Annotated in this window: 27 protein-coding genes; 9 read left to right on the forward strand and 18 right to left on the reverse strand. The window is 61.2% G+C overall.

Going from position 1 to position 24,130, the window contains the following annotated elements; genetic code table 11:
• Nucleotides 1–182 precede the first annotated feature (182 nt).
• Nucleotides 183–1,142: a DNA-3-methyladenine glycosylase family protein gene (locus BCO18175_RS27010; RefSeq protein ID WP_174985630.1), complete on the reverse strand. Its 960-nt coding sequence runs from the start codon at nt 1,140–1,142 to the stop codon at nt 183–185.
• Nucleotides 1,139–2,230: a bifunctional DNA-binding transcriptional regulator/O6-methylguanine-DNA methyltransferase Ada gene (gene ada, locus BCO18175_RS27015; RefSeq protein ID WP_174973877.1), complete on the reverse strand. Its 1,092-nt coding sequence runs from the start codon at nt 2,228–2,230 to the stop codon at nt 1,139–1,141. Before ada ends, BCO18175_RS27010 begins: the two co-directional genes overlap by 4 nt.
• 431 nt (nt 2,231–2,661) lie before the next feature.
• Between ada and BCO18175_RS27020 the strand changes: the two genes are divergently transcribed.
• On the forward strand, nt 2,662–3,075 hold the full coding sequence (locus BCO18175_RS27020) for a VOC family protein (protein WP_011353604.1): 414 nt from the start codon (nt 2,662–2,664) through the stop codon (nt 3,073–3,075).
• Nucleotides 3,076–3,099: 24 nt separating this feature from the next.
• Here the strand turns inward: BCO18175_RS27020 and BCO18175_RS27025 are convergent, their stop codons facing one another.
• From BCO18175_RS27025 to speG, 3 genes are all read right to left on the reverse strand, one after another.
• Nucleotides 3,100–3,654 carry a YaeQ family protein gene (locus tag BCO18175_RS27025; protein WP_174985632.1) on the reverse strand — a complete coding sequence of 185 codons (555 nt, stop codon included), beginning with the start codon at nt 3,652–3,654 and terminating at the stop codon, nt 3,100–3,102.
• Between the two features lie 189 nt (nt 3,655–3,843).
• Complete coding sequence (gene sap1, locus BCO18175_RS27030; RefSeq protein WP_085043241.1) at nt 3,844–4,191, reverse strand: surface attachment protein Sap1; 348 nt, start codon at nt 4,189–4,191, stop codon at nt 3,844–3,846.
• A gap of 487 nt (nt 4,192–4,678) precedes the next feature.
• On the reverse strand, nt 4,679–5,236 hold the full coding sequence (gene speG / locus BCO18175_RS27035) for a spermidine N1-acetyltransferase (protein WP_174985634.1): 558 nt from the start codon (nt 5,234–5,236) through the stop codon (nt 4,679–4,681).
• Between the two features lie 172 nt (nt 5,237–5,408).
• Here speG and BCO18175_RS27040 point away from each other — a divergent pair, with 172 nt between their 5' ends.
• The 4 genes from BCO18175_RS27040 (at nt 5,409) to BCO18175_RS40890 (ending at nt 7,671) form a co-directional block, all read left to right on the forward strand.
• Nucleotides 5,409–5,546: a hypothetical protein gene (locus BCO18175_RS27040; RefSeq protein ID WP_174916598.1), complete on the forward strand. Its 138-nt coding sequence runs from the start codon at nt 5,409–5,411 to the stop codon at nt 5,544–5,546.
• 135 nt (nt 5,547–5,681) lie between these two features.
• Nucleotides 5,682–5,930: a DUF2795 domain-containing protein gene (locus tag BCO18175_RS27045; RefSeq protein WP_174916686.1), complete on the forward strand. Its 249-nt coding sequence runs from the start codon at nt 5,682–5,684 to the stop codon at nt 5,928–5,930.
• A 109-nt stretch (nt 5,931–6,039) separates the two neighbouring features.
• Nucleotides 6,040–7,398, forward strand: coding sequence for a GGDEF domain-containing protein (locus BCO18175_RS27050; protein WP_174985636.1), 1,359 nt, complete (start codon nt 6,040–6,042; stop codon nt 7,396–7,398).
• Nucleotides 7,399–7,548: 150 nt separating this feature from the next.
• Nucleotides 7,549–7,671: a hypothetical protein gene (locus BCO18175_RS40890; RefSeq protein ID WP_021157980.1), complete on the forward strand. Its 123-nt coding sequence runs from the start codon at nt 7,549–7,551 to the stop codon at nt 7,669–7,671.
• Between the two features lie 213 nt (nt 7,672–7,884).
• On the opposite strand, the gene BCO18175_RS27055 is transcribed toward BCO18175_RS40890, so the two are convergent.
• Complete coding sequence (locus BCO18175_RS27055; protein WP_174985638.1) at nt 7,885–8,412, reverse strand: hypothetical protein; 528 nt, start codon at nt 8,410–8,412, stop codon at nt 7,885–7,887.
• Nucleotides 8,409–8,654 (reverse strand): DUF6402 family protein, encoded by a 246-nt coding sequence (locus tag BCO18175_RS40660; RefSeq protein WP_368040722.1) that lies wholly within the window; start codon nt 8,652–8,654, stop codon nt 8,409–8,411. The genes BCO18175_RS27055 and BCO18175_RS40660 overlap by 4 nt, the downstream gene beginning before the upstream one ends.
• Before the next feature lie 229 nt (nt 8,655–8,883).
• Here BCO18175_RS40660 and BCO18175_RS27060 point away from each other — a divergent pair, with 229 nt between their 5' ends.
• On the forward strand, nt 8,884–10,101 hold the full coding sequence (locus tag BCO18175_RS27060; protein WP_174985639.1) for a DUF6402 family protein: 1,218 nt from the start codon (nt 8,884–8,886) through the stop codon (nt 10,099–10,101).
• A 641-nt stretch (nt 10,102–10,742) separates the two neighbouring features.
• On the opposite strand, the gene BCO18175_RS27065 is transcribed toward BCO18175_RS27060, so the two are convergent.
• The 5 genes from BCO18175_RS27065 to BCO18175_RS27090 all read right to left on the reverse strand — a co-directional run bounded on the left by BCO18175_RS27065 (nt 10,743) and on the right by BCO18175_RS27090 (nt 14,444).
• Nucleotides 10,743–11,147 carry a hypothetical protein gene (locus BCO18175_RS27065; RefSeq protein WP_098550237.1) on the reverse strand — a complete coding sequence of 135 codons (405 nt, stop codon included), beginning with the start codon at nt 11,145–11,147 and terminating at the stop codon, nt 10,743–10,745.
• The gene (locus BCO18175_RS27070) at nt 11,144–11,827 is read right to left on the reverse strand and encodes a DUF433 domain-containing protein (protein ID WP_098550236.1); all 684 of its coding nucleotides are present in this window, start codon (nt 11,825–11,827) and stop codon (nt 11,144–11,146) included. The genes BCO18175_RS27065 and BCO18175_RS27070 overlap by 4 nt, the downstream gene beginning before the upstream one ends.
• 157 nt (nt 11,828–11,984) lie before the next feature.
• A complete protein-coding gene (locus BCO18175_RS27075) occupies nt 11,985–12,524 on the reverse strand; it encodes a hypothetical protein (protein WP_174985641.1) in 540 nt (179 codons plus the stop codon).
• A gap of 227 nt (nt 12,525–12,751) precedes the next feature.
• A complete protein-coding gene (locus tag BCO18175_RS27080) occupies nt 12,752–13,231 on the reverse strand; it encodes a hypothetical protein (protein ID WP_174985643.1) in 480 nt (159 codons plus the stop codon).
• Between the two features lie 298 nt (nt 13,232–13,529).
• Nucleotides 13,530–14,444, reverse strand: a complete 915-nt coding sequence (locus BCO18175_RS27090; protein WP_174985645.1) for an integrase domain-containing protein — start codon at nt 14,442–14,444, stop codon at nt 13,530–13,532.
• A 933-nt stretch (nt 14,445–15,377) separates the two neighbouring features.
• Between BCO18175_RS27090 and BCO18175_RS27095 the strand changes: the two genes are divergently transcribed.
• Nucleotides 15,378–16,721: a phospholipase D family protein gene (locus BCO18175_RS27095; protein ID WP_174985647.1), complete on the forward strand. Its 1,344-nt coding sequence runs from the start codon at nt 15,378–15,380 to the stop codon at nt 16,719–16,721.
• Nucleotides 16,722–16,871: 150 nt separating this feature from the next.
• The gene (locus BCO18175_RS27100) at nt 16,872–17,135 is read left to right on the forward strand and encodes a hypothetical protein (RefSeq protein ID WP_174985649.1); all 264 of its coding nucleotides are present in this window, start codon (nt 16,872–16,874) and stop codon (nt 17,133–17,135) included.
• A 302-nt stretch (nt 17,136–17,437) separates the two neighbouring features.
• On the opposite strand, the gene BCO18175_RS27105 is transcribed toward BCO18175_RS27100, so the two are convergent.
• From BCO18175_RS27105 to mnmE, 5 genes are all read right to left on the reverse strand, one after another.
• On the reverse strand, nt 17,438–17,905 hold the full coding sequence (locus tag BCO18175_RS27105) for a hypothetical protein (RefSeq protein WP_174985651.1): 468 nt from the start codon (nt 17,903–17,905) through the stop codon (nt 17,438–17,440).
• Between the two features lie 79 nt (nt 17,906–17,984).
• A complete protein-coding gene (locus BCO18175_RS27110; protein WP_174985653.1) occupies nt 17,985–18,419 on the reverse strand; it encodes a hypothetical protein in 435 nt (144 codons plus the stop codon).
• Nucleotides 18,412–18,672, reverse strand: a complete 261-nt coding sequence (locus BCO18175_RS27115) for a hypothetical protein (RefSeq protein ID WP_174985655.1) — start codon at nt 18,670–18,672, stop codon at nt 18,412–18,414. The genes BCO18175_RS27110 and BCO18175_RS27115 overlap by 8 nt, the downstream gene beginning before the upstream one ends.
• Nucleotides 18,673–18,773: 101 nt before the next feature.
• Nucleotides 18,774–20,009 carry a tyrosine-type recombinase/integrase gene (locus BCO18175_RS27120; protein WP_174985657.1) on the reverse strand — a complete coding sequence of 412 codons (1,236 nt, stop codon included), beginning with the start codon at nt 20,007–20,009 and terminating at the stop codon, nt 18,774–18,776.
• Between the two features lie 167 nt (nt 20,010–20,176).
• Entirely contained in the window at nt 20,177–21,571 is a 1,395-nt protein-coding gene (gene mnmE / locus BCO18175_RS27125) for a tRNA uridine-5-carboxymethylaminomethyl(34) synthesis GTPase MnmE (protein WP_174985659.1), read from the reverse strand.
• 345 nt (nt 21,572–21,916) lie between these two features.
• Here mnmE and BCO18175_RS27130 point away from each other — a divergent pair, with 345 nt between their 5' ends.
• Nucleotides 21,917–22,348 carry a transcriptional regulator gene (locus BCO18175_RS27130; RefSeq protein WP_174974618.1) on the forward strand — a complete coding sequence of 144 codons (432 nt, stop codon included), beginning with the start codon at nt 21,917–21,919 and terminating at the stop codon, nt 22,346–22,348.
• A 106-nt stretch (nt 22,349–22,454) separates the two neighbouring features.
• Here BCO18175_RS27130 and yidC read toward each other — a convergent pair whose 3' ends face one another.
• A complete protein-coding gene (gene yidC, locus BCO18175_RS27135; protein ID WP_174985661.1) occupies nt 22,455–24,122 on the reverse strand; it encodes a membrane protein insertase YidC in 1,668 nt (555 codons plus the stop codon).
• Nucleotides 24,123–24,130 lie beyond the last annotated feature (8 nt).

Genomic DNA, 24,130 nt, shown 5'->3' on the forward strand with positions numbered 1-24,130 from the left:
CCGAACAGAGCGCGGAAAGAGGGGTAAGCGGGCATTGTCCGCCCGGCATCCTGCGGGCGACGGATGCGCGGAATTGCCGTGACGGCCAGTGTCAGGCGGATAGCCTGAGCGTGTCGCCACGACCCGCGCAACGGGTTGCATCGCGGCCGCGTCAGGTCGCACCCGGCCGCGAGCCTCGGCGATCACCCGCCGCGCGCGCCGCCCGCCCGGTCGGCCACTTCGTTCCACAAATGCAGCGCCGCGTACGCGCGCCACGGCCGCCAGCCTTCAGTGCGGTGCTTCTGGGTCGCGAGCCGGTCGAGCGCCGGATCGCGCGCGGCGATCGACTGCATCAGCACGAGGTCGGAGGCCGGCCATGCGTCCGGATCGCGCCATGCGCGCATCGCGATGTATTCGACGGTCCACGGGCCGATGCCGGGCAGATCGAGCCACGCGCTGCGCAGCGTCGCGAGATCGGCGTGCTCGCGATCGACCGGCACGTCGCCGGCCGCCACCGCGCGTGCCACGCCGGTCAGTGCCGCCACCCGCTTGCCGGGCATCCCGATCTTGTCGAGATCGCAGGCGGCCAGCGCGTCGGGCGTCGGGAAACGCCACGCGGGCATGCCGTCGTCTTCATGAACCACACGCTCGCCGGCGCGTTCGACGAGCCGGCCGACGATCGTCGTCGCGGCCTTCACGCTCACCTGCTGGCCGACGATCGCGCGCACGGCCAGCTCGAACCCCGACCATGCGCCCGGCACGCGCAGCCCCGGCGCGGCCTCGATGAGCGGCGCGAACCACGGATCGCGCGCCAGCCCGCTGCCGATGGCGGCCGGATCGGCGCCGACGTCGAACATCGTCGCGACGCGCGCGGCGAACGCATCATCGACATGACGCGCAACCGCGCCTTCGACCGTCGCAACCAGGCAATGCTTGCGCGGATGTTTCGCGACCGTGAGCCGGCCGGCGTCGCCGTGCAGGTCGACGATGCGGCGGTACACGCCGTCCGCCACCTGCTCGACGCCCGGAATCGCGCGCCCGCTGAAGAAGCGCAGCACGCGCGCCCAGTCGTAAGGCGCATTGAAGCGCAGCTCCATTTGCGCGGACGGCGGCACCTGGCCGCCGTTCACGATGGACGTAATCGTTGTTTTTGCGATGCTCAAACTGCGCTGCCCTCCGCAACGGATTCGGTTTCATCGTCATGCACATGCCGCGCCTCGGACGCGAGCAGCGTCGCCTTGCGGCGCACGCCCCAACGATACCCGGAAAGCGCGCCGCCCTTCTGTACGACGCGATGGCACGGGATGGCGAGCGCGACCGGGTTCGACGCGCACGCGGATGCGACGGCGCGCACCGCACGCGGGGAGCCCAGCGCCTCGGCGATCTCCGAGTAGCTGCGCGTTTCGCCGTACGGAATATGCGTCAGCGCTTCCCATACGCGCTGCTGGAATGCGGTCGGCGCGATGTCGAGCGGCAGGTCGAATGCGTGCCGCGTGCCGTCCAGGTACGCGCGGATCTGCGCGACGAACGGCGCGAGCCGTGCCGACGCTTCGACCAGCTCGGCGCGCGCGAACGCGTCCTTCAGCTCGCCGACGAGCGCGGCCGGTTCGTCGCCGAACGCGATCCGGCAGATGCCCTGTTCGGTCGCGGCGACGAGCACCGTGCCGAGCGACGTCGATGCGGTCGCAAAATCGATCCGGAGACCCGCACCCTGGCGGCGGAACGCCGACGGCGCCATCCCAAGCTCGCGCGGCACCGACGCATAGAGGCGCGACGGCGAGTTGAAGCCCGCGTCGACGGCCGCCTGCGTGACCGGCTGCCCGCTTTGCAGCGCCTGCCGCAGCGCAGCGCCGCGCTGCGCGGCTTGGTACTGCCGCGGCGACACGCCGACCACGCGCTTGAAGAGCCGCTGAAGGTGAAACGGGCTCACGTGCACGGCATCGCTCAGTTGCTGCAGCGTGAGCCGCTCGGCGTGCGCGTCGAGCACCGCGCATGCGCGGTTGACGATCTCGAGTTCGCGCGGCAGCCCTTCCGGCTGGCAACGCTTGCAGGGCCGGAAGCCGGCTGCACGCGCGGTGGCCGTATCGGCAAAGAAGGACACATTCTCGCGGCGCGGCAGCCGCGACGCGCAGGTCGGGCGGCAGAACACGCCGGTCGTGCTCACGGCATAGAAGAACGCGCCGTCCGCATGCGGATCGCGCTCGGTGACGGCGCCCCAGCGGGCATCATCGGTCGGATAGGCGGTTTTCATCTGAACCTCGCACTCTCTAGTGTAGATGGTGCCTACTCTAGACATCGGCACATGCCGTCGCGCCCTGAATCTTGCTCTGTGATTCGCCCTAGAAAATCGGGGGCGCATCGATTAGGAATAAATCCGACAAAACGCGCGCGCCGGCTGCTCCAGCGCGGTTTTCGTCATCGTCCCGTCACCATTTTGCTGCACTGCGGATGCGACAAATCGCCGTCCTGACGTTTTTTTGCATTCGGAATATTGCGTCGCACCATCGCCGTGTGTATAGTTGGAACTGTCTCCTCCATGTCTCCTCCTGATATGGATTAAGCCCGTTCCGCTCTGCGTGAACGGGCTTTTTTTCGTCCGTCGATTGTGCCGCGTTCCGGCCGGCGGCGCAGGCACGATGCGTCTACACTCGATGCTCGTGGATTGCGAAGGAGAGCCTGCCCATGAAACCGACCATCCGCGCGATCGATCACATCGTGCTGCGCGTGACCGACATGGCCGCGATGACGCGCTTTTACTGCGACGCCGTCGGCTGCCATGTGGAGAAGGAACAGCCCGATCTGGGCCTCGTGCAGTTGCGCGCCGGCGACGCGCTGATCGACCTGTTGTCGGTCGGCGGCCCGATCGACCGCCCCGACAGCGGCCCGCCCGGCACGGGACGCAATCTCGATCACCTGTGCCTGCGCGTCGAGCCGTTCGATCCCGACGCCTTGACTGCCCATTTCGCCGCGCATGGCGCACGGCCGGGCGCGCCCGCGGAACGCTACGGCGCCGGCGGCTATGGGCCGTCGATCTACCTGTTCGACCCGGAAGGCAACATGCTCGAATTCAAGGGGCCGCCGGCCGCGATCGGCTGAACGCGGCGGCCGTCGCGCGGGCCGTCACGCGTCCGCGCGCGCCTTCAGCACCGACCATTCGACCGCTACCGGATCGTGGTCGGCGCTCGAGATCCACGCGGTGCCGTCCTGCACCGTGCACTGCAGGCGCATCGTGCGCTCCGCGAGTTTCCCGAGCGCGGCAGCGACGCCGTCGTTCAGCGACAGCACCTGCACGTTGCGCAGCCGCTCGACCTTGCTGCGCACGCCCTGCCACCAGATATCCGACGTCTTGCCGCCGTATGCGATCACCGTGACCTGCCCGGCGCGGCCGGACGCCTTCGAGATGCGCCGCTCGTCGGGCTGGCCGGCTTCGATCCAGACGTCGATCGCGCCCGTCAGGTCCTTCTGCCACAGATCGGGCTCGTCGACGTCCGACAGCCCCTTGCAGAATTCGAGCCGCTCGTGCGCAAACAGCGCGAATGCGACGATGCGCACCATCATCCGGTCGTCGGTTTCCGACGGATGGCGCGCCACCGTCAGCGCGTGATCGGCGTAGTAATGCCGATCCATGTCGGCGATTTGCAGTTCGGCTTTGTAGATCGTGGATTTCAGCGCCATGCGGATGCGGCCCGGGCGGGCATTCGGTTCGGTCGGGCCGTGATGATACCGAATGCGCGCCGTCCGGCGCGTGTCACACGCGTTTCACAGCGCAACGGCCCGGCATGAGCCGGGCCGTGTTCGGTTCGCGCCGCCGGCTCATCGGGCCGGCGCGCTCGCGCGTCGTGCGACTGCGCGGTGAATGGACGGTTATTGCTTGACGAAGCGCGAATCGGTCCAGAGACCCTGCTGGTCGCTGTTGTCGGCGCTGACGAACTGCACGTCACCCTGGTCGACCGACACCACGCGGAAGCGCTGGCCTTCCGGCACCGACAGGCAACGGAAGTCGTCGAAGTATTGCTGCTTCGCCTGCGACTTGCCGTCACGCTCGTGACTCAGTACGGAGTCCAGATTGTCTTTCGACAGGCAGCCCCATGCGTTCTTCGTCAACTGGATTTCCTGCGTCGGCTTGACGGCCGAATCGCCGCCGGCCTGGGCAATCGACACCGCGCAAAATGCGCCGACGAGGGCAAAAAGGATACCGGTACGCTTCATCATGTTCTGTCTCCAGGCTTGCGGGCACCAGGCTTGGGTTAGCTATGTGCTTAAAGGTGATCGTCAACCCACATTTTTCACTTTAGAAGACCGGCAAGCGATAGCAAGCACATTTGTTGTGCGACCGCAATAGCGGCGGATTGTCGCACCCCGTGCGCAGCCCGTTTTTCGCACCATGCGCAGGCGGGACAACGCGCGCCTCCCGTCAGACAGGCCCGCACCGCCGGGCGGAGAGCGTTGCGCAGCAAGACTTTCAGCAAAGTTACAATGCGGCGATTGAACGGTTTGGATAATCCATTTCGCTATCCGGATCATTTTGATGCGCCGCACATAAAGTCATCCGAAACGATTCGACTTTACCGCAACGCGGAATCGCATTTACCTGATACAAGAAAAATGCCAGGTATAAGCGAATCCGTATTTATCCGTACTTCTCCGCATGCATTCAGCGCCGCGGAAGCCCCACCGCAAGCGCCTTTCGTCAGCGTGTTTACCCTGCTTTATTTGGGCTGGATTGCTGACGCTCGAAATAATCGCGCTGAAAGATGCACATGCGATAAGCGTTGTGATACGCGCCGTTTCCGAAAAATTCTTCCTTCAATTCGGCCTCGTGCTGGAATCCGCATTTCTCGTACACGTGAATCGCCGCCGCATTCGACGTATCGACGATCAGGTACAGCTTGCGCATGTTCAGCACCTTGAACGCGTATTCGATCGCGAGGCGCGTCGCCTGCCCTGCATAGCCGCGCCCCTGGCATTGCGGCGCGATGATGATCTGGAACTCGCCGCGGCGATGGATGTAGTCGAGCTCGATCAGCTCGACGAGGCCCACCAGTTCGCCTTGCGCGTCGACCGAGACGAAACGGCGCTCGCGCTGGTCGTGCACGTGGCGGTCGTACAGTTGTGACAGTTCCGAGAAGGTTTCGTACGGCTCCTCGAACCAGTAGCGCATGATCTTTGCGTCGTTGTTCAGCTCGTGGACGAAGCGCAGGTCCTGGCGCTCCAGCGGCCGCAGCGCGAGCGTGTTGGTATCGTTCTGGAGTTGCATGTTCATGTCCTCTTTTGATGCCCGCGCACATGCGGCAAGGCCGCGTCCGGGCCTGTTTCGCACTGTAAGAAATTGAACGCGGGCGAAGTTCAGAGCCTAGAATGGGAGCAAGGGTTCCTGCCGCTGCGAGGAGGCTATCGTGTTCGAGCAAGTCATACTCGGAATTTTCCTCGTGCTGCCGCTCGTGATCGTAGCGGCGCTGTTTTCCGACGAACTTTGGCAGGAACATCGGCGTCAGCATCCTCGCGACGAAAACGCACCGCACATCGACTGGAAGCATCCGTGGCGCCGCGTGCGACGCGAGCATTGAGTCGATCGCCGTTCATCCGCAGGGCGCGCCGGCCCGGCCGCCCTGGCATGTGAACGCCTGATGCGCCCGGTAAAGCACCAGAATTCCGCCTCGATCCGAATACCGCTCAACCCGCTCACTCCGCGAGACACCGCCGTGAACGACCAGCCCGCCCAGCCTCCGCACGACATTCCCAACGAAACGATCGACCTGCAGATCGCCGACGTGCTGGCGGCCGTCCACTACCCGGCCAACAAGGATGCGATCGTCGATGCCGCGCGCGACGCCGGCGCCAGCAACGAAGTGCTGTCGATGCTCGACGGCCTGCCCGAACAGGACTACGCGGACGTCAATGCCGTCACGCACTGGGTCGCCGGCAACTTCGGTCCCGGCCTCGGGGTTTGAGCGCACGCCCATAACGCGATAGGATCAGGCCGCACCGGTCGCGCAGCGGCCGGCTGCCTGTCGCCCGGCGCAAGACCGGGCGTTTCCGCCTACGTGCCCGGGGAACTCCATGGAAGGCATCCTGATCCAGCACACGACACGCCGCCAGCTCTGGTTCGGCGCACTGACGGCACTCGTCATCGTGCTCGCGCTCGGGATTGCCGCGCCACACGCGAACGTTGTGCTGCCGGCCGTCGAGCCGTTCATGCCGATGTGTGCGCTCACCGTGTTCACCACCGCGAGCATCGCGGCGTTCTTTCTCGGCGCGCAGTTCACCGTGACGCGCCAGCCGGTGCTCGGCGCGCTCGGCGGCGCCTACGCGTTCACCGCGCTCGCCGTCGCATTGCAGCTGCTCACCTTTCCCGGCGTGTTCGCGCCGCACGGGCTGTTCGGCGCGCAACCGCAAAGCGCCGCGTGGATGTGGATCTTCTGGCATGCCGGCTTCCCGGGTTTCGTGATGGTCGCGCTGCTCGCGCGCGAGCGGCTGGCGCGCGCACCGATCGGCGCGCAGCAGACACGCTCGTGGACGGTCGTGCTGATCGGCGGGCCGGCTGTCGTCGCCGGGCTGCTGTGCCTGTTCGCGCTGAATGTGTCGCTGCCGCCCGCGTTTCATCCGCCGGGCGACGCGGCCGTGCTGCCCGTCAACGCCGTCGCGCTGGTCGTGTGGCTGCTCAATGCGTTGGCGCTCGTGGCCGTGCTGGCCACCGGCCGGCTGCGCACGACGCTCGACCTGTGGCTCGCGATCGCGGTACTCGCGTGCCTCACCGACACGACGCTGAACCTGATGAGCACCAATCGCTTCACGGTCGGCTGGTATCTCGCGCGGATCTTCAGCATGTTCACGCCGGGCGTGCTCGTGTGCGTGCTCGCGTGGGAAGTGACGATGCTGTACCAGCGGCTGTTCGAGGCGCATGCGACATTGATCCGCTCGTCCGCGCGCGACGGCCTGACGGGCGCGTTCAACCGCATGCACTTCAACGATCATTTCCACACGCTGTTCCTGCAGGCGCGACGGCAAGGCGAACCGCTGTCGCTGCTGATGGTCGACGTCGACCGCTTCAAGGCCTACAACGACGCGTTCGGTCACGTGAAGGGCGACGCGTGCCTGATCGCGGTCGCGAATGCGCTAGCCGGCGCAGTACGGCGGCCGGCGGACATCGTCGCGCGTTACGGCGGCGAGGAGTTCGCGATTGTGCTGCCGAACACGGGCGCGCGCGGTGCGCGGGTGGTGGCCGAGGAAGCACGCGAAGCGGTGCTGCGGCTCGATCTCGCGATGCCGGCTGCGCCGGCCGGGCGCGTGAGCGTAAGCGTCGGCTGCGCGACCGTGTCGGCCGACGATCTGTCGACGCCCGATGCGTTGATCGAAGCCGCCGATGCCGCGCTGTATCGTGCGAAGGATACGGGGCGAAACAGGGTCGTCACCGCCTGAAAACGTCTGCGGTTTGCGTATTTGTTACGGTCATTGTGACCGGAATAATCCGCCGTTACGGATTGCGGAACAGGGAAACGATCGCTTACAGCCGGTGTTGCGCGCGCTCGCTATGCTGGGTTCCATATTGAACCCACGCAGGTGAACACGATGAAGAAGACCCTTTTGCTGATTGCCGGAGTCGCCGTGCTGTTGAGCGGCTGTATCGTGGTGCCCGATGGTGGCGGGTATTACGGTGGTGGCGGGTATTACCATCACCGTCATTGGGATTGAGGCGGGTGAGGGTCCGGACGGGTCGATCGGCATGCTTGCCCATGCAGGATCGACGCTCCGGACCGCGACGCAATCAGGCCCGCGCGGTCGGCTCGGCATGTTCGCTACATTCATCTGATACGCTGTCGATCGAATTTGCATAGACCGTCGCCCAACCGGCGCCCCTCCCTTGGCGTGACGTGCTTGCGAAGCATACGCGCCCAACGTGACCTGCTAGGGGAGCCGCGCCATCATCCGGTCAAGAAAAGTCGGTGGCAAACTGATTTCGCCGAATGTTTCGCCAAATTCGAGCCCTTGAGGATACATCAATGCCTCCTTCGCCCAATGAAGCTCAACGGGTATGCCAGACCCGTCCCGATACGTTCGCTCGGCGACGAGGCGCTCCCCCTCCCTGTCATAAAGTCTGAGAACGACCGTATCTCCAAAATAACAGTATCGTGCCCAATAGCCTCCGTGCGGGGAACGCTCAATCTTTTGTTCGCTTGAATCGCAAATTGCGCGCAGTTGCACATCCTTCCAGTAGCTCCAGCTAAACCCGAGGACAGTGACGACGGCAGCCGAAACGAATGTGCGCCGAATTAAAATCCAAACCTCCCCCGCAATAGCATCAGCCCAACTTCTTGAGCCAGATAAGAAAGCGTTCAGCAACCTCACTGCCGACGCGAGCACGACAACGGGCAATACTATCGCCAGGAGGACTATCATTAACAACATGCCAGAATCGTTAATATAAATATTCATGCGAACCGAAGCTTGATGGGTTCCCGCAACGTTACATAGCGGTAATCCGAAAAAACAACAAAATCGCCGCCTCGATGATGACGCTGCTGCCACTCGCGAAATGAGCCATTCCGGACCGGGTAATAGACATTCCCCGAGACTCGCGTATCATCGACCGCAACGGGATATTCTGCCCTTGGAATACCCGCTGCGCCGGCCACCGTTGAGGCCAGCACAATGACAGCTAACGCTCGCCCCGCCACCTTGCCAAGAAAAATATAAAGTCGCAACTCCTTTGAGTATCAGCACGCCTATCGACGGCCTCACGATCCCGGTGCGCTTAGACGGCCAAGAAAGTCCCAAGAATATCTTCCCCCAAACCTAGTCACATCAATAACATTTCGAACTAGTCCGATTGATTTTACGGGCGTGATCACGCTAGCGTAACAGGCATCGCGCGTACCGCCCAACATCACCGGATCTAAAATATAAATGCCATCAAACAAGGAAAAAATTCCCTATTTCACGATAAATAAAATTTTTTGGAAGTGGAAGCTCCATGACGGTGCCGATGGATGCAAGATTGTTCCAAACTTCTCGTTATCCATGGATAAACCGGCGCCACCGCTTCCGATGCAACAAAAATCGAACGCAATTGAACCCAAACATTCCTCCGCCATGCCCAAGCGCGACTCGCTTGACAAAATGGTTGATGACTTGGAAAGGGCCGGCAAGGCTCTGGCGCGCTTTCAAGCTTGGCTAAATGCCTCTCCCCCTCCCAAGCCCGCCATCGTGAAACTAAAAAAGGACGATTCCGTACCAGCGTTCGATATTCAAGAGATTCCCGCAGCAATGCGCAAAATATACCTCCCGACATCTGCCAAACTTATGGAGCGATGGTTCTCTGGAAAATTAAATTATTCACGGACTTCTTCGGATGAGTCATTAGAAATCAATCAAGATGGAAAACCATACCCATCCGACATGTATGACATGTCCACCGTTAAATTGGATTGGATTCTGCGCTTCCCTCGAGCGAAGCTGCAATTCGACCACCTCATTAATGAAATGATTCGCTCACCGAAATCCAGAATCCAGCTTTACAAACTACTGATCCCGCATAAAGACTGCGCAGCGCGACTCTACACCGACGACATCTGTGCCAATGATCTTCGCGATTTGCACCGAAGATTCCAATTTCAACTCTCAAAAGTAGACAGCACGTTTGGTCAGAAAATTGAAACTCAACTAGATGCACAGCTTCGCAACAATGGTGTGCCTGACGACCTATCCGGAGCACTCGGATCCTTCAATATCTATGCGGCACTCGGAAGTGCACGCTTCTCGTGGGACGTGGATTCACACAGAACAATAGCTGAAGTGACCGGAGTGTGGGTATATGTGAAAGACAACTATACATTCACTGACAAATCTAATGAGCGATCCCAATACTTAGGGCATTGGAGTAGTGACGGCGTTATCATTGTTCCATATAGTGCAATCTCTGCATTCTCGAACTCCGAGCATATCCCATATGTCAAATACGCTGTCGCCAGAGGCGATTCACTCATCAAAGGGAACGTCTACTATCCAGTAGAAAACATCGATTTTAGAAAATGGGCTGAGATACATGACAGAGGTGGTGACTTTATCATCTACTCTGACAAAAAATTCATCCCAATCTCCCCTCCTATAGAAATTTCGCTATGATCAAATTCAACAATAAACCATGACGATTTCTTTGAAAATTACTTACACACTGCTCATCATGGCACTGATTGGCACCTTCGCCTTTGACCGAACGCCTCGAGGGGAAGAGTGTAGAACGTCGACATCTCCGGATGGGATGTATCTTGCCGACCTGTGCCTTTTAGCTTGGGTTCCGGGTGGAGATTCGCGGTATGTTGGTCGCGTATACATCGCACAAACCGGAAGATTAATAGCCCAGCACACATTCAGCACACCGATTCCCGAAATTTCCTGGAATAGTTATATTGAGGCCTACGTGTCCTTTTCAAAAGGTGACGGCGGAGATGATTCCGTATATATATCGCTGCCGCCATCGTTTATCGATCGGATGCTAGCGGCCCGTCCGCATCTGTAAAACCACAGTGTCAATCTGATTGGCAGTCGTCACGCGGATGCAGGCACGTTCTATTGCCGGGAGATGGCTGTGCCATTCCCGGCCTGCAATCCTTTTCCGATACAGAACCTAGCAAATTCGCACACAGCCTTTACTGGCAAGGCACTTAGAAATAGTACCGTGATTTGTGTACCGTCTTGTGTACCTAAAACACCAAGCATCCAAGTTATCCACAGGGCACTCGATATCGCGCGATTGAGTGCTTGCGCTACAGCTTGACCTGCTCGAACCGCCCTTTTCCGGAGAAGCTGTAGGGGACCTTGAACGCGGCGCCGCCTTGCATCCCCTCTGACTGTTCAATGATCCTCGGCCACCAGCGCACGATGTTGTGGGATATGTCCCAGAAAGTGCGCTTCGACCAACTCTTGTCCAAAAAGAAAACGATCAGCCCGGCCCGACTCAGTACTTCGCGCTCCAATCCCTTGTTCAGCCTGTCATGAGTGATCACCGACCAGCAGCCTTCTGTCGATAACGACTTGATCCAGTCCTCGTCCTTGCAGTCCTGCTCGAATTTCTCACGCAAATGCATCACGAGGTGTCCGCGAGGTTCGCTCAATGCGTGGAGGGCCCTTGCCAGGGCAGGAGGAAGGTTGTTGTCGACGAAGAACTTCACGCAGCAAGACTTTCTTCGAAGGCGATGGCCGCATCTACTGCGGCGACGGGCACTTCATAGAGTCTTGCTACAAGGTTCTTGTCACCCTCCACGTTGAACGCCTCGGACAGGATCGATGTCCTGACAGAACCGTGCGTGACAATGGGCTTGCCGAACGCGATCGCAGGGTCTAGCACAATCGCCTTGCTGCGCGGAGACGGGTACCACCGGGAAGCCAACCGGTCTGCGCCGAACTCGATACCGGTGCGTAGCGATGGCTCAATGATCTTCCGGAACGCGTACTGCTGTTTCACCAGATCTAGCAGCTCGGTTTCCCCGGTTTCCTCGATGGCCGATGCAAAAATCGTTCTGCCATCCGTGCGGAACTGCTGTGAGGTGAACGGGTAATCCGTGTTGAAAAGCTCGCGTGCACGCTGGCTCGCGACGCGAATCGTCTGCAGGCTGACACCGTGCTCGCGGAACGCATGTACGAACCGAACTTCCAGGAGGTCGTGAAAACTGATGCCGTCGAGGTCATCGCCGGCAAGTGCCGTTTCCCAGAGCGGGTCAACGGAAATCGATTCGTGCTTCTTGTCCCGGTAGGAATATCCATCCAGCCAGCGGCGTAGGTCCCTGACCGGTATTTTCGTCAGCAGAGCCGCCTCATGGAAGGTGTACAGGCCGATGCCAGTAAGCTGCATAACCCCTCCCCCCAAAAAAGTTGACTCGCCGGGAGATACCCGGTCCCTAAGCGATCCAATTCTACCTAAATTCGCCGACCGCTCTCCTGCCGCACAACCAGCATCGCTCGCTCCGGCCATCGCGCGAGCGTACCGACGCATCGCCAAAGGCAGAGGATCACCTTGCCGCCTCCAAAGCCTGACAGGCTGCCTGCAAAGCAGCAGTCTCTTCGGCGAACGCGCTCGCAATTACAACCCGCTCTGCCCGGTGAAATGCCCCAACAATCTCATCAGAGGCGAGCATTCCTGCGATCTTTCGCATGGCTTCAATCGCGGCACTTACCTGTCGCACGGCGTCGGCCGAATCAACCTCGTGTAGCGGAATCTTGCAGAGCGCATCGAATGCGAACCGGACTTTCTGGAGGTCGAGTGATGCGAACAAATCGAATTGCTCGAAACCTTCCGGAACCTCCAAGCGTTGCGTCACCGACTGCACCGCAAGCTCAACGACTGCGTGTATCGCCCTAAGCCGACTTCTCCGCTGGAGCCCCGCCTGGTAGTGCAACAGACCGGCGCCAGCAATGACAGCCGCAATCGTCCCACCGGCCTGAACCCACGCCGCCACGTCACCGCTCGAGTTGGGCGGCCAATGCCACAATGCCACCGCCAGAACACCAGCCAAAAACGCGCCCCCGAATATCGCTCCGCCCTTAAACACGCCGCCTCCCGTCCGTCGAAGTTCTCCGGCTGACAGTATCAATGATTCGGGAAAGCTGCTTCCTCCGATGGAGCGTCTCCGGAAAAATGTGGCCTACCGTGTGCTCCATCGCCCTCGCGGATCAGCACAGTGGACATCTACTTCGACAACAACATCTTGGCCAACTTGGTCTAAGCAGAGTCGGAGGAAAGCGATCTCAGTAACGTGATACGTGAATACCAAGGCTCTCAGCGTCTCCGTACAAGCGTCGCCCTCTCATTTCTCCGCACTCGCCGCATGGGTCGAGATGATCCTTGTTCGCGTTGAACATTACTGGCGACATTCGCGGTGCGTTGCTCCGCCGTGCGCATCGGAACAGTCGCCTCAATCAAGTCCCTATCGACCGTTGGTTTGCTAGCCTGAAACCATGTAGTCAAAAGATTTATACCCATCGCTCCCACAAGCGCGGGGCATATAAGCACCCACAAACCGTTGATGCGAAGACTTTCCTCTAACGCTCCATCACTCAACCGGTGCTGCAAATGAAGCGACTTCGCAATCATTTCGAGACTTGAAAACGTTGATGCCGTTGTTGCCGCAACGATGATCAACCCTGCTCCTGCCAAGAGGGTCGTGAAACTATACGGTTTTGCTCCCTTCGCACAAACCACCACAACAACGGCTCCTATGACCGAACCGATGCCGTATGCATTGACAAGATCTGCCATGTCCACAACGTAGCACCTCCTTGATACGTCATATCGGTCACGAGCGATCTAACTTGAGTCGAACGTTCTCCACGGCCTCGCACAATCCGCGATTTACCTGTCTCGGTACTGCAACGGATCGGAAAGATAGCGATGAATCTCGCTGTTCTTCCACACCGTACACCGCGACGATAGTTGAATCGGCTGCGGTGCGCGTCCGGCCAAGCAGAGCTTTCGCCAAGTCTCCCGGCACACGCCCACGAACGGCGCGATTTGCCTCCAGCGCGAGTGGCCAACCTCTGGCAGCGTGTCGACGTGCTTATGCATGGCGCGCCTCCGGTTCGGCCAGCGCCTCACGCCCATAGACGCGCTCCACCCACGTCCCGCGCCCATCTCCATGGCCGAGCCACGTCGATACACCAGCGGCGGCCTCCCGGCGCGATACGCCGGCTGCCTTCTGCCGTTCCAGGTGTTCGGTCGCATACGCATATCGGAGGCTATGCGGCGCACGCTCGTCGGTCATACCGACCTTGCGCACGACATAGTGGTAACGCTCCATCGCCCGTTTCAGATCCGGCTTGCGTACCAGCTTCCCACCGTACTCGTTCGACAGTCCAATCGCACGCTCCACCAGCCCGGCGGCGCGCTGCCGATCCAATGGCGGGCTCCGTCGCGTCTTGCCTCCCTTCGTCCCGTGGATGATGGTCACGAAGCCATCCCCGATCGAGCTCGACAGCGCGCGCCGCCATTCGACCAGCGACTTGATGCTTTGCACCGCCTCCCTCGCACGCAACCCAAGTTCGAGTTGCAGCTCGAGCACAATCGCAATGCCAGGATCGATCGCAGCAACAGCGGCACGATACGGTTCCAGCTCGTCGCGCGTCATCGGCCGCTTCGTGCCGGCGCGGCTTGCGCCCGATAGCCCGAGGGCCGCATTGCTCATCTTGTCGGCAAACGGCCGGCGACCAATTCCTTCGAGCGCCGTTCGGATGTGCGTCATGTTGTTGATTGCCGTCCGCTTCGAGCGCCCTCGCGCCTTCATGTCGTCCGACCAGGCTATCAGATGCTTCTCTTTGAGCTGGCCAGTCGTGTGAACCTGAAAGCCCATATCCCACAGAAACCGAGCGAAACGCGCGAGCGACTTCTCCCGACCTTTGGAGGTCGAGTTTGCCTGTTTGCCACGCGCCCCGCGCGCAGCACGGCACAGGTCGGCCGTGAGAGATTTGTGCGACATGCGTACCCCGCATCCATGACGTGAGGCTCGACCCCCAGTTGTCTCCCTGTCCGCTGGACGGGGCTGCGAGAAAGCAGCCGGGAGACAACAAACGGGGGCACGAGCCTCGGCCTGGTGAGATTGGGAGCGTTCTACGCCAGCAAGCTGGCGCAGCCCGGCACGCATCAACCCGATGAGGGTCGGCACGCGGCGGGAGGACGCTTCCCCCGTTTGATCCGTGTTTTGGCTTTGCGACCGATCGGGGGCGCCAATGCCCCGACCGCGCGAATTGATGCGTACCGAGCGAGTCGACACGAGGTTCCAGGCGCCGAGGCCAAGCACGCCGCCAATCGTCACGAGAACGATTGAGACGGACGTAGCAAGGCACGGCGTTAGCGCTGGGGAGCGCACGTCACGGATTGATTGCCGCGGGAGCGGCATACGGGGATTGCACATCGCGCCTTTCGCAGGAAGCAAAAGGCGATGGAGGGCTTCACCTAGCGGCGAAGCAGTCACGGCCCATCAGGAAACGATGGACGGATTTTGGGCGTAGGCCCTACTCAGTTCATTCGGTGATCAAGTCACCGTGCTCGCAGAGCGAGCTTTCAAAACAATTGCCGATCAGTCTCGGCGCACTTCAGTCGATGCCCTTAACCCGGGCTAGGTGTGCAGCAAGATTAGCGAGGCTCGTACGGCTTGGCAACAATTTTTCAGCGATCGCTGGCTGGCGCTGAAGGATGGCAGTCGCGTCTACAGAGTGACGCACGCTACATTTCCGGATGCGCATCGGTTTGCCAGTCGATTCGCAAAGTGACGCCGCGGTCGACGACAAGACAGCACGTTGTAGTTTCGACACAAGCGGTAGTAATGTGTCGCGTCGGTCGTCGTCGTGACGATCGACGATAGGCCCATCGAGGCCACTACAACAAATCGAGCCATACGGGGTTACTCACCATGAAGTTCGTTCACGGCAGAGACATTCAGCGCGGGCTGCGCGAGATTTCACCAAGTCAGATCGCAGTCGCCTATGTCGGCATCGATTGGAAGACCTATATCGTTCCCGAAAACCTTCGGGACATCGTGCTGTCGCCGACGGTAGGCACGAACCCTGTCGCAATCGTCGAGATCGCCGATGCGATCGGCTGGGAACACGTCCATTTCCTCGACAACCTGCATGCCAAGATTTACCTCGGTGAGCGCGGCGCAGCAGTCGGCAGCTTCAACCTGACGGCCAACGGCCTGAGCGCCGAAGGCCTACAAGAAGCCGGCTTCCTCGTCGACGACGACCAGACGCTGGCCGAGTTGCGCACGCGGCTGGGCGACTACCGGCAACAGGCAACTACGGCCTATCCGACCACCGCGGCCAAGCTTTCCCGTTTGGCAGAACTGCGCACGCAGTGGGACCGCGCGATCAAGCAGGGCGTGATTCGCAACGATGCGCAGGCCACGACACTGGACGCATACCGACCAGTCTCTGCCGATGAAATTTACGTGTGCTGGGTGTCCGGCGAAATTACCTATACCGAGCAAGTTGTCTCGCACAGCACGGTCAACGACACGGTGTCGTTCCTTGAATCCGACACCGTATTACCCGACCGCTGGATTCTGTGTTGGATGCCGCGCGCCGACGGGCACCCTGACGAACGCCGCCGACCCTATTGGCTGCATATCGACGAGGTAGTTGAAGCTGGCGCGCATGAGGCGCCCTATACAAAGGTGGCGGTCGAGCGCACCGGCCGTGCCGAACTCCCTCCGCCGTTCGAGCTGACCGACGCGGCCGTGCATGCGCTGTATGCCGTGCTGAACTCGGGCGAATTCCCCGAATTCCTCGACGATCACGAAACCTGGTCAGTCGATCGTACGCTACCGCGCCTGCCTGCGCTCCTGCTGGCACTAGGCGAGGCCGCGCGGCATGCGACCTCCACCGCCGCCCACACACCCGGAGCCGCCGAGGCGCCTGACACGGCAACTGCCTCGCCCGAAGCTCTGACCCATGAATTCGGCGCGCGCATCCGTGAGGCCATGGACATTTCGCTTCAGAAGAAATACGTGAAGTCGACGATCGAAGGCCTGATGGCGACCTATCCGCCCGTCACGCTAGCCAAGCGGCTCGTGAAGCCAGGCTCCGACATCAAGAGCGGCCTGAAAAGCCTCGCGAAGCACGGTGCGCTGCACTTGTCGTTCGAAAGCATCATGCTCGAACCGCGCTTCGCGCCGCTGTTCGACAAGAACGATCTCGACTGCGCGCGCTTCAACCTGCGCGAGGCCGATCCGTCCTACCAACCGCCGACGGCATAGCACGACGGGGCCGGTTCATACAGCCGGCCCCAGCCAACACTAATTCTCCTGCTCCCTCCAGGAATTCCCCTCTCTCTCGCGGACAACCAGTGAGCATTGCGCTTCAGGGAAGCGTGTACCCTTTAGGCGCGCCCTACTTGGAGAACAATCATGTTCTACCGAAACATCGATGGCTACGACGTGTACCTCTATGTCGAAGTAAAGAACCACGGGTTCGCCGGCATAAACGGCCGGCCAGAGATCTTCGGCTTTCGGATCACGGCTGTTCCGACGGGGTTGCCGGAAAACTCACTCGAAGCGCAGCGGAAAACGTGCGAGCCAGAGGAAGGGTACCGACGACACGATCTCGCCTTTGCCATTGCCGTGGAGGTTGCCGGTCAGTTCGTGTTGTCGTTACCACAGGTTCGACGATAGCCACCGCTAGATCAGTGCCCCTCAAACATCGCCAAGATGTCTTCCTCGATCCATTCGAGGCGCGTGTTTATCGTGTAGATACCCACGAAGAGCCCGCGAGTGCCATAGCCGCGCGGTGCCGGATATGGGTACGTCAGCAGCATTCCGCGATGCAGGCGAAATCGTGAATAGGAAGCGCGACGAGTGCTTGAACAGATCGGTCGATTCTGGCCACTCATGCATCGACATCGCACTCGCGCCGCCATCACAAACACACCCCAAACTAACGCGGCCAGTATTTCGTTCAGCATACGCTGCCCCCCCTAGAAACGATCGTCGTTCGCCGCAGCTTGCACCTCGAATCGCCGCATTTGCCACCCGCGGATTTGCACAAGCGCTCGCGCCCATTGCGCAGGGGAAAGGAGACGCCAACCGGGTTCAGGACACGGCCAGAGACGCTTTACTCGAAAGGCGGTAATGTCGGCCCAGTTTGGATTGGACGGATTTGCCGTCGATGCTGGCGTGTAGAGCGCTACGTAGGCCGGAACACCCGCGAGACGGGCAAGGTGTTGCATGACGCCTGCCGGCTTGTCCTGACCGATGTCGCGGGCCACCTCGACAAGGGCAAGCGGGATCTTTCCGTTGTTGTCATATTCCGTAAACAGCACCGAATCCAGATCGACCATCGTTAGCGATTCAGCGTGGCTTGCGGGCAAAAAGCGTCCGATCGACGGTGCACGATGCCAAGCGCCATACGCTCGGTCGCGAGTTTCATATTGTTCGAGTCTCATGGGAGGCTCCCAAGAAAAAGGCGCGGAGCAACGCAGCCATCCGCAAAACCTTCGGGCAATGTTGCGGTGTCATTGCCTCTCAGTCGCAACGGGAAGGTAGATTGTCGTCGCAAGGGATCTGCGTTAATGCCTTCTGAGCGGCCTGCTCGAGAATGCGCTTCTCCCGCTGGGTGACCGCGGTGTAAAGCGTGCTGACGGCGAGGCAAAGCTGCGCTACGACATCTTTCATTTCTTCGATGTCCCGAAGCTCGCCTCCGTACATTCCGGCCTCCGCTACTTCACGCGCCTCCTGCTGCGCCTTGAGTTCACGGAGCTTGTCGTAGTCGTAAATGCCATAGACTGACTTAACCCCGTGCTCGTCAGCCCATCGCCTCAGGATCGAGAATTCGTTGCGCCGCTCCGATCGCTCGCGATGAAGCATCGGAATGCCACGCGGGGTCGGCCCGCGCCGCCGCGCGTTCAATACAGGCGGTCGATCAAAGGCCGGATGCTTCAGGACCAGTGCGTCATTCATGGCTCAACTCCCCCGCATTACGCGCAGTCCACACGAGATCCTGGAGACTAGTAGCTAGGTCGTCCATGTCGCACCGCAGGTCAATCAGTGTGTTACGCACCGGTAGTGCGCCCGGCTTGTCCTCGTCCAACGCCTCAACCATGAAAGCGAGCACGTTGTGCAGTTTCCAAGCAAGACTTGATTTGTCGCTTATGAGCTTTTCCAGACGCTGCAGGACGACATCGTCTGTCGCGATAGAATTGGCAGTAGCCATGGTGCGTACCTCCTGATAGGTCGCATTGTGGTCAGGCAGTCTTGGTGCGCCAACACCTTGACTGCCGCTCGCCCGAAACCGTCAGGCAACGGTCATGCAATCTATGCGGCCGTGCCACCGAAGCTGCCGATCACGACCTTCCTATCTCCACTGACCTGGGCATCGACAAATTCGGCCCATAGCTGGAGGATCTTCCGACGCTCGTCGGCGTATTCAGCGCGGTTGTACACGCCCTTGATGCCCTTGATCGAATGCGCGAGCGCCTTCTCGATCGCGTCCGACGACATGCCCATCTCATGCAGGTGCGTCGATGCAGTACGGCGGAAGTCGTGCAGGACGAAGTGTTGAACATCGAGACTGAGCGAGCGCACCGCCTGATTGAGCGTGCTCTTGGCGATCGGTTGGTCACCGCGGCCGCGCGTCGACGGAAATACGTGCTCGTGATTGCCCGTCTGCTCGTACAGCTCGCGGAGCATCGCAACGGCCTGCGAGGACAGGTAGACCCAATGCTCCTTGTCCTTCTTCATCCGGTCGGCAGGAATACGCCAGATGCCGGCGTCGAGATCGAACTCCGACCACCGCGCCTCGATCAGCTCGGACTTCCGAACCATCGTCAGGATCAGGAGGTGAATCGCCAGCTTGAGCGCGCGTCGAATGTCTGAGGCATAGACGGCGCGCAACACGGTGCCAATCTCGTCAGGGGAGAGGACTCGCGTGCGGCTGTCCTGGGTGGCGACGAAGCGCGCGACGACGGCATGGGCCGGATTCGTCTGAGCAAGCTGGCGCGCGATCGCGTATTCGAACAGGCGTTTGATGACGTTCCGGGTCGAGAGCGCCATCTTGGGCGCGCCGCGGGCCTTGATCCGGTCACAGATTGCCAGCACGTCGCCAGGCGTCACGTCCGGCAGCGGCTTGTTGCCGATCGCCGGATAGATGTCCTTCTCGAGCGCGCGCTTGATCGTCCGAGCGTACTCAGGCGACATTCCAGCGATCTGGGTTGTGTACCAATCGTCGCCGAACTCCCGAACCGTATCGAAGCGCTTCACGGCGCCGCGATCCTTCTTGGCGTCAGCGATAGGAGAAACGCCTTTGGCGACGATCTCGGCGTATCGGCGGGCCTTCTCGCGCGCCTCCTGCAACGTGACCGCGGGGTAGTCCCCGATCGTCACCATCGGCTGTCGTTCGCCGTGCAGTGTGTACCGGTAGCGCCAGACCTTCGAACCCGACGTCATGACCTCCAGCACGAGGCCGCCACCGTCCGAGATGCGGTAGCGCGCCGCCCTCGGCTTCAGCGCCTTGATGCGGGTGTCATTCAGCGGGACGACGGTTTTCGGCATGGTTGGTACACATCGATTGGGACACAACGTCCATGTGTACCTAAATGTGTACCATCAAAGGCTGGATGTCAATAGACAACCTTGGGCAACGCTATGCGACCAATCCTAGTATTCACAAGGGTTTCAGCGGGGAGGATAGACGACCTTGGACAACCTTGGGCGACTGGTTATTTTCCGATACAAAACCTGCTGAAAATCACCCCCAGCAGATCATCCGAAGTGAACTCCCCGGTAATCGAATTCAGTTGTTCCTGCGCGAGCCGCAGTTCCTCGGCAAACAGATCGAGTGACTGCGCGCGCTGCTCCGCATGATCCGCCGCCTGGGCCAAATGCTCCTGCGCGGCCCGCAGCGCGATCAAATGCCGCTCTCGCGCGAGATACACGCCTTCCGCCCCCGCCTGCCACCCCGCGATCCGCAGCAGCTCTGCACGCAGCATGTCGATCCCGTCGCCGCGCTTTGCCGACAGATGCACCTCGGTCAAATCACCTTCCGCCGCCGGATGCTCGACGCACGCCGCCACACCGCTCAGATCCGTCTTGTTCAGCACGCGCACCACCGGCACGCCGTCCGGAAACCGCGCAGCGATCGTCTCGTCATCCGCCGTCATCCCGTTACGCGAATCCAGCAAATGCAGCACGACATCCGCACGCTCGATCTCGCTCCACGTGCGCGCGATGCCAATCCGCTCGACCTCGTCCTCCGTCTCGCGCAGCCCGGCCGTATCGATGATGTGCAGCGGAATCCCTTCGACCTGGATCGTCTGCGCCACCTTGTCGCGCGTCGTGCCCGCGATCGGCGTGACGATCGCCAACTCCGCGCCGGCCAGCGCATTCAGCAACGACGACTTGCCGACGTTCGGCTGCCCCGCGAGCACGACCGACAGCCCTTCGCGCAACAGCGCCCCTTGCCGCGCATCACCCAGCACGTGCGCAAGCTGCGCACGAATCTTCGCGAGCTTGCCGCGCGCGTCGGCCGCCTCAAGGAAATCGATCTCTTCTTCCGGAAAATCGAGCGTCGCCTCGACCAGCATCCGCAGCGTGATTACGTCGTCGACGAGCGCATGGATCTGCCGCGAGAACGCACCATCGAGCGAACGCCCAGCCGAACGCGCGGCGGCTTCGGTACTCGCCTCGATCAGGTCGGCAACGGCCTCGGCCTGCGCGAGATCGAGCTTGTCGTTCAGGAACGCGCGCCGCGTGAATTCGCCCGGCTCCGCGAGCCGCAGCCCGAAACCGCGCCCCGCATCGAGACAGCGCTGCAGCAGCAGTTGCATCACGATCGGCCCGCCGTGCCCCTGCAGCTCGAGCACGTGCTCGCCGGTGTACGAATGCGGCGCCGGGAAGTACAACGCGATCCCGCGGTCGAGCGGCGCGCCGTGCTCGTCGAGGAACGGCACGTAGCTCGCGTGGCGCGGCGCGAGCTTCTGTCCGCACAACGCGTCGATCAGCGGCAACGCGGCCGCCTCGCCGCCGCGCCCGAACGACACGCGGACGACCCCGATGCCACCCCGGCCGGCAGCAGTGGCAATGGCGACGATCGGATCGGAATCGGTAGCGAGCATGGGAATCGGGTGAATTGGATGAATCGGGTGATCGGTGAATATGGTGCGCCCGCGCAACAGTTTGGGCATCGGAACGCCGGCATTGTAGCGTGTCGGCACACACGTCACCGGCCGCCACGCAGGATTCGGACACGCTCGAATTTATCCCGCTGGGGATAAGCCAAGTATCAGCCCAATACCATGTCGCAACCACCGTTTCGGACGAGTATGCCTGCTGGAGCGGCTCAACACTGTGGCCCTCAATTCAATAACCCACCTTGACCAAGACTGGGATTCGTCTGAACGAGATACGTTTATCCCGAATGGTTGTCTGAAACGCGGCGGTGGAATTGCACAATCTCCCCCATGCCGACATCCGAAGAAAAAGCCGCGTTCTCGGAACGCCTGAAATTCGCCCTGCGGCGCAGCCCGGAGAAGGTCACCGGTGCGACTGAGCTGGCGAATCGATTCAATCTGCGCCACCGCGGAGCGCAACCCGTGTCGCCGCAAACCGCGCACAAATGGCTGACGGGCCGCACGATCCCGACGTCGGACAAACTCGCCACGCTCGCCGAATGGCTGCGCGTCGAAGTCCACTGGCTGCATTACGGCCCGTCGCCGAGCGTGATCGAACACCCGACGCCGCAACCGCTGCCGCGCGACGAACGCTATCCGCCGACGCCCGAAACGATCGAACTCGCGTCGAAGATCGAAGCGCTGTCGCCGCATCATCGCTACCTCGTGCAGGAACTGGTCGAGCAGTTCTACGGCGACTCGGGCGACGCGAAGAAGGGCTGAACCCGCACCACTTGACCCGCAAAAAGCAAAAAGCCGCATGGGCAAACCATGCGGCTTTTTTCATGCATCGCGGGGCGAACGCGCCGCCCCGCGTGTGCAACGGGCGTCAGGCCGCTTTCTTCTTGGCCCCGCCGAGCTTGCGCGTGATGTAGTACTGCTGTGCGATCGACAGTACGTTGTTCACGACGTAGTACAGCACGAGGCCGGCCGGGAAGAAGAAGAACATCACCGAGAACGCGATCGGCATGAACTTCATCATCTTCGCCTGGACGGGGTCCGGCGGCGTCGGGTTCAGGCTCGTCTGCACGTACATCGACACGGCCATCAGCACCGGCAGGATGAAGAACGGATCGCGCTGCGACAGGTCGTGAATCCACAGAACCCACGGCGCGCCGCGCATTTCGACCGACGCCAGCAGCACCCAGTACAGCGAGATGAACACCGGGATCTGGATCACGACCGGCAGGCAGCCGCCGAACGGGTTGACCTTCTCGGTCTTGTACAGCTCCATCAGCGCCGAGTTCATCTTCTGCGGATCGCTCTTGAAGCGTTCACGCAGTGCCTGCATGCGCGGCGTGATTTCCTTCATGCGCGCCATCGACTTGTAGCTCGCAGCCGACAGCGGGAAGAACACGGCCTTGATCAGCAGCGTGAGCAGCACGATCGACCAGCCCCAGTTGCCGATGTAGCTGTGGATCTTCTCGAGCAGCCAGAACAGCGGCTTCGCGATGATCGTCACCCAGCCGTAGTCCTTCACGAGTTCCAGGCCCGGCGCGATGCCTTCGAGCATGCGCTCTTCTTCCGGACCGGCGAACAGGCGTGCCTGCACGTCGGCCGACTGGCCCGGTGCGATCGCGGCAACCGGCTGCTTCACGCCGACGCGGTACAGCGTCGGATCGATCTTTTCAGCGTAGATGTCGCGCTTCACGCCCTGCTGCGGAATCCAGGCCGACGCGAAGTAGTGCTGCACCATCGCGACCCAGCCGTTGTCGGCGGAGGTCACGTAGTCGGCCTTGTTCTTGTCGAGGTCGCTGAAGTTGATCTTCTGGAAGTGCTTCGCGTCCGTGTAGACCGCCGGCCCGAGGAACGTGTGCGAGAACATCGGCGTTTCGACTGCCGTGTTGTCGCGGACGAGTTCCATGTAGACCGTCGGCGTGACAGGTGCCGTGCCGACGTTGTCGATCTTGGTGTCGACGCCGATCACGTAGCTGCCGCGCGTGAACGTGTAGGTCTTCACGACCTTCACGCCGCCCTTCACCGGCGATTCGAACGACAGCTTCAGCGTGTTCTGGTCACCCGTCATCGACGTCGAGCCCGCGTTCAGCTGCGAGTAGATGTCGTTGTGGTTCGGGAAATCGCCGCCGAGCAGGCCCGAGCGTGCGAGATACGTGTGGCCGGCCGTGTGGTCGAACAGCGTGATGTACAGGTCGGGCTGCTTGCCGTCGCCTTGCTTCTTCAGCGTCAGCTTCGCGAGCGTGCCGCCGCGCATGTCGATTTCGCCGTCATACACGTCGGTCGAGAACTTCACGAGCTGCGCCTGGGCGGCCGGTGCCGTCGTCGACGGTGCGGCGCCGGCTGCGGCAGCAGGCACTTCACCTGCGGTCGTCGTCGTCGCGCCCGTGCCCGATGCACCGCCGGCAGCGGCCGCGGGGGCCGTCTGCGTGGCACTCGGGAAGAACATCGACGGGCGTCCATGGGACCGCTGCCAGTTGTCGTACAGCATGACAGCTGACATGAAGAAGATCACCCATAGGACGGTGCGTTTGATATCCATGCGTTGTC

Source organism: Burkholderia lata, assembly GCF_902499335.1.
Taxonomy (GTDB): domain Bacteria; phylum Pseudomonadota; class Gammaproteobacteria; order Burkholderiales; family Burkholderiaceae; genus Burkholderia; species Burkholderia lata_B.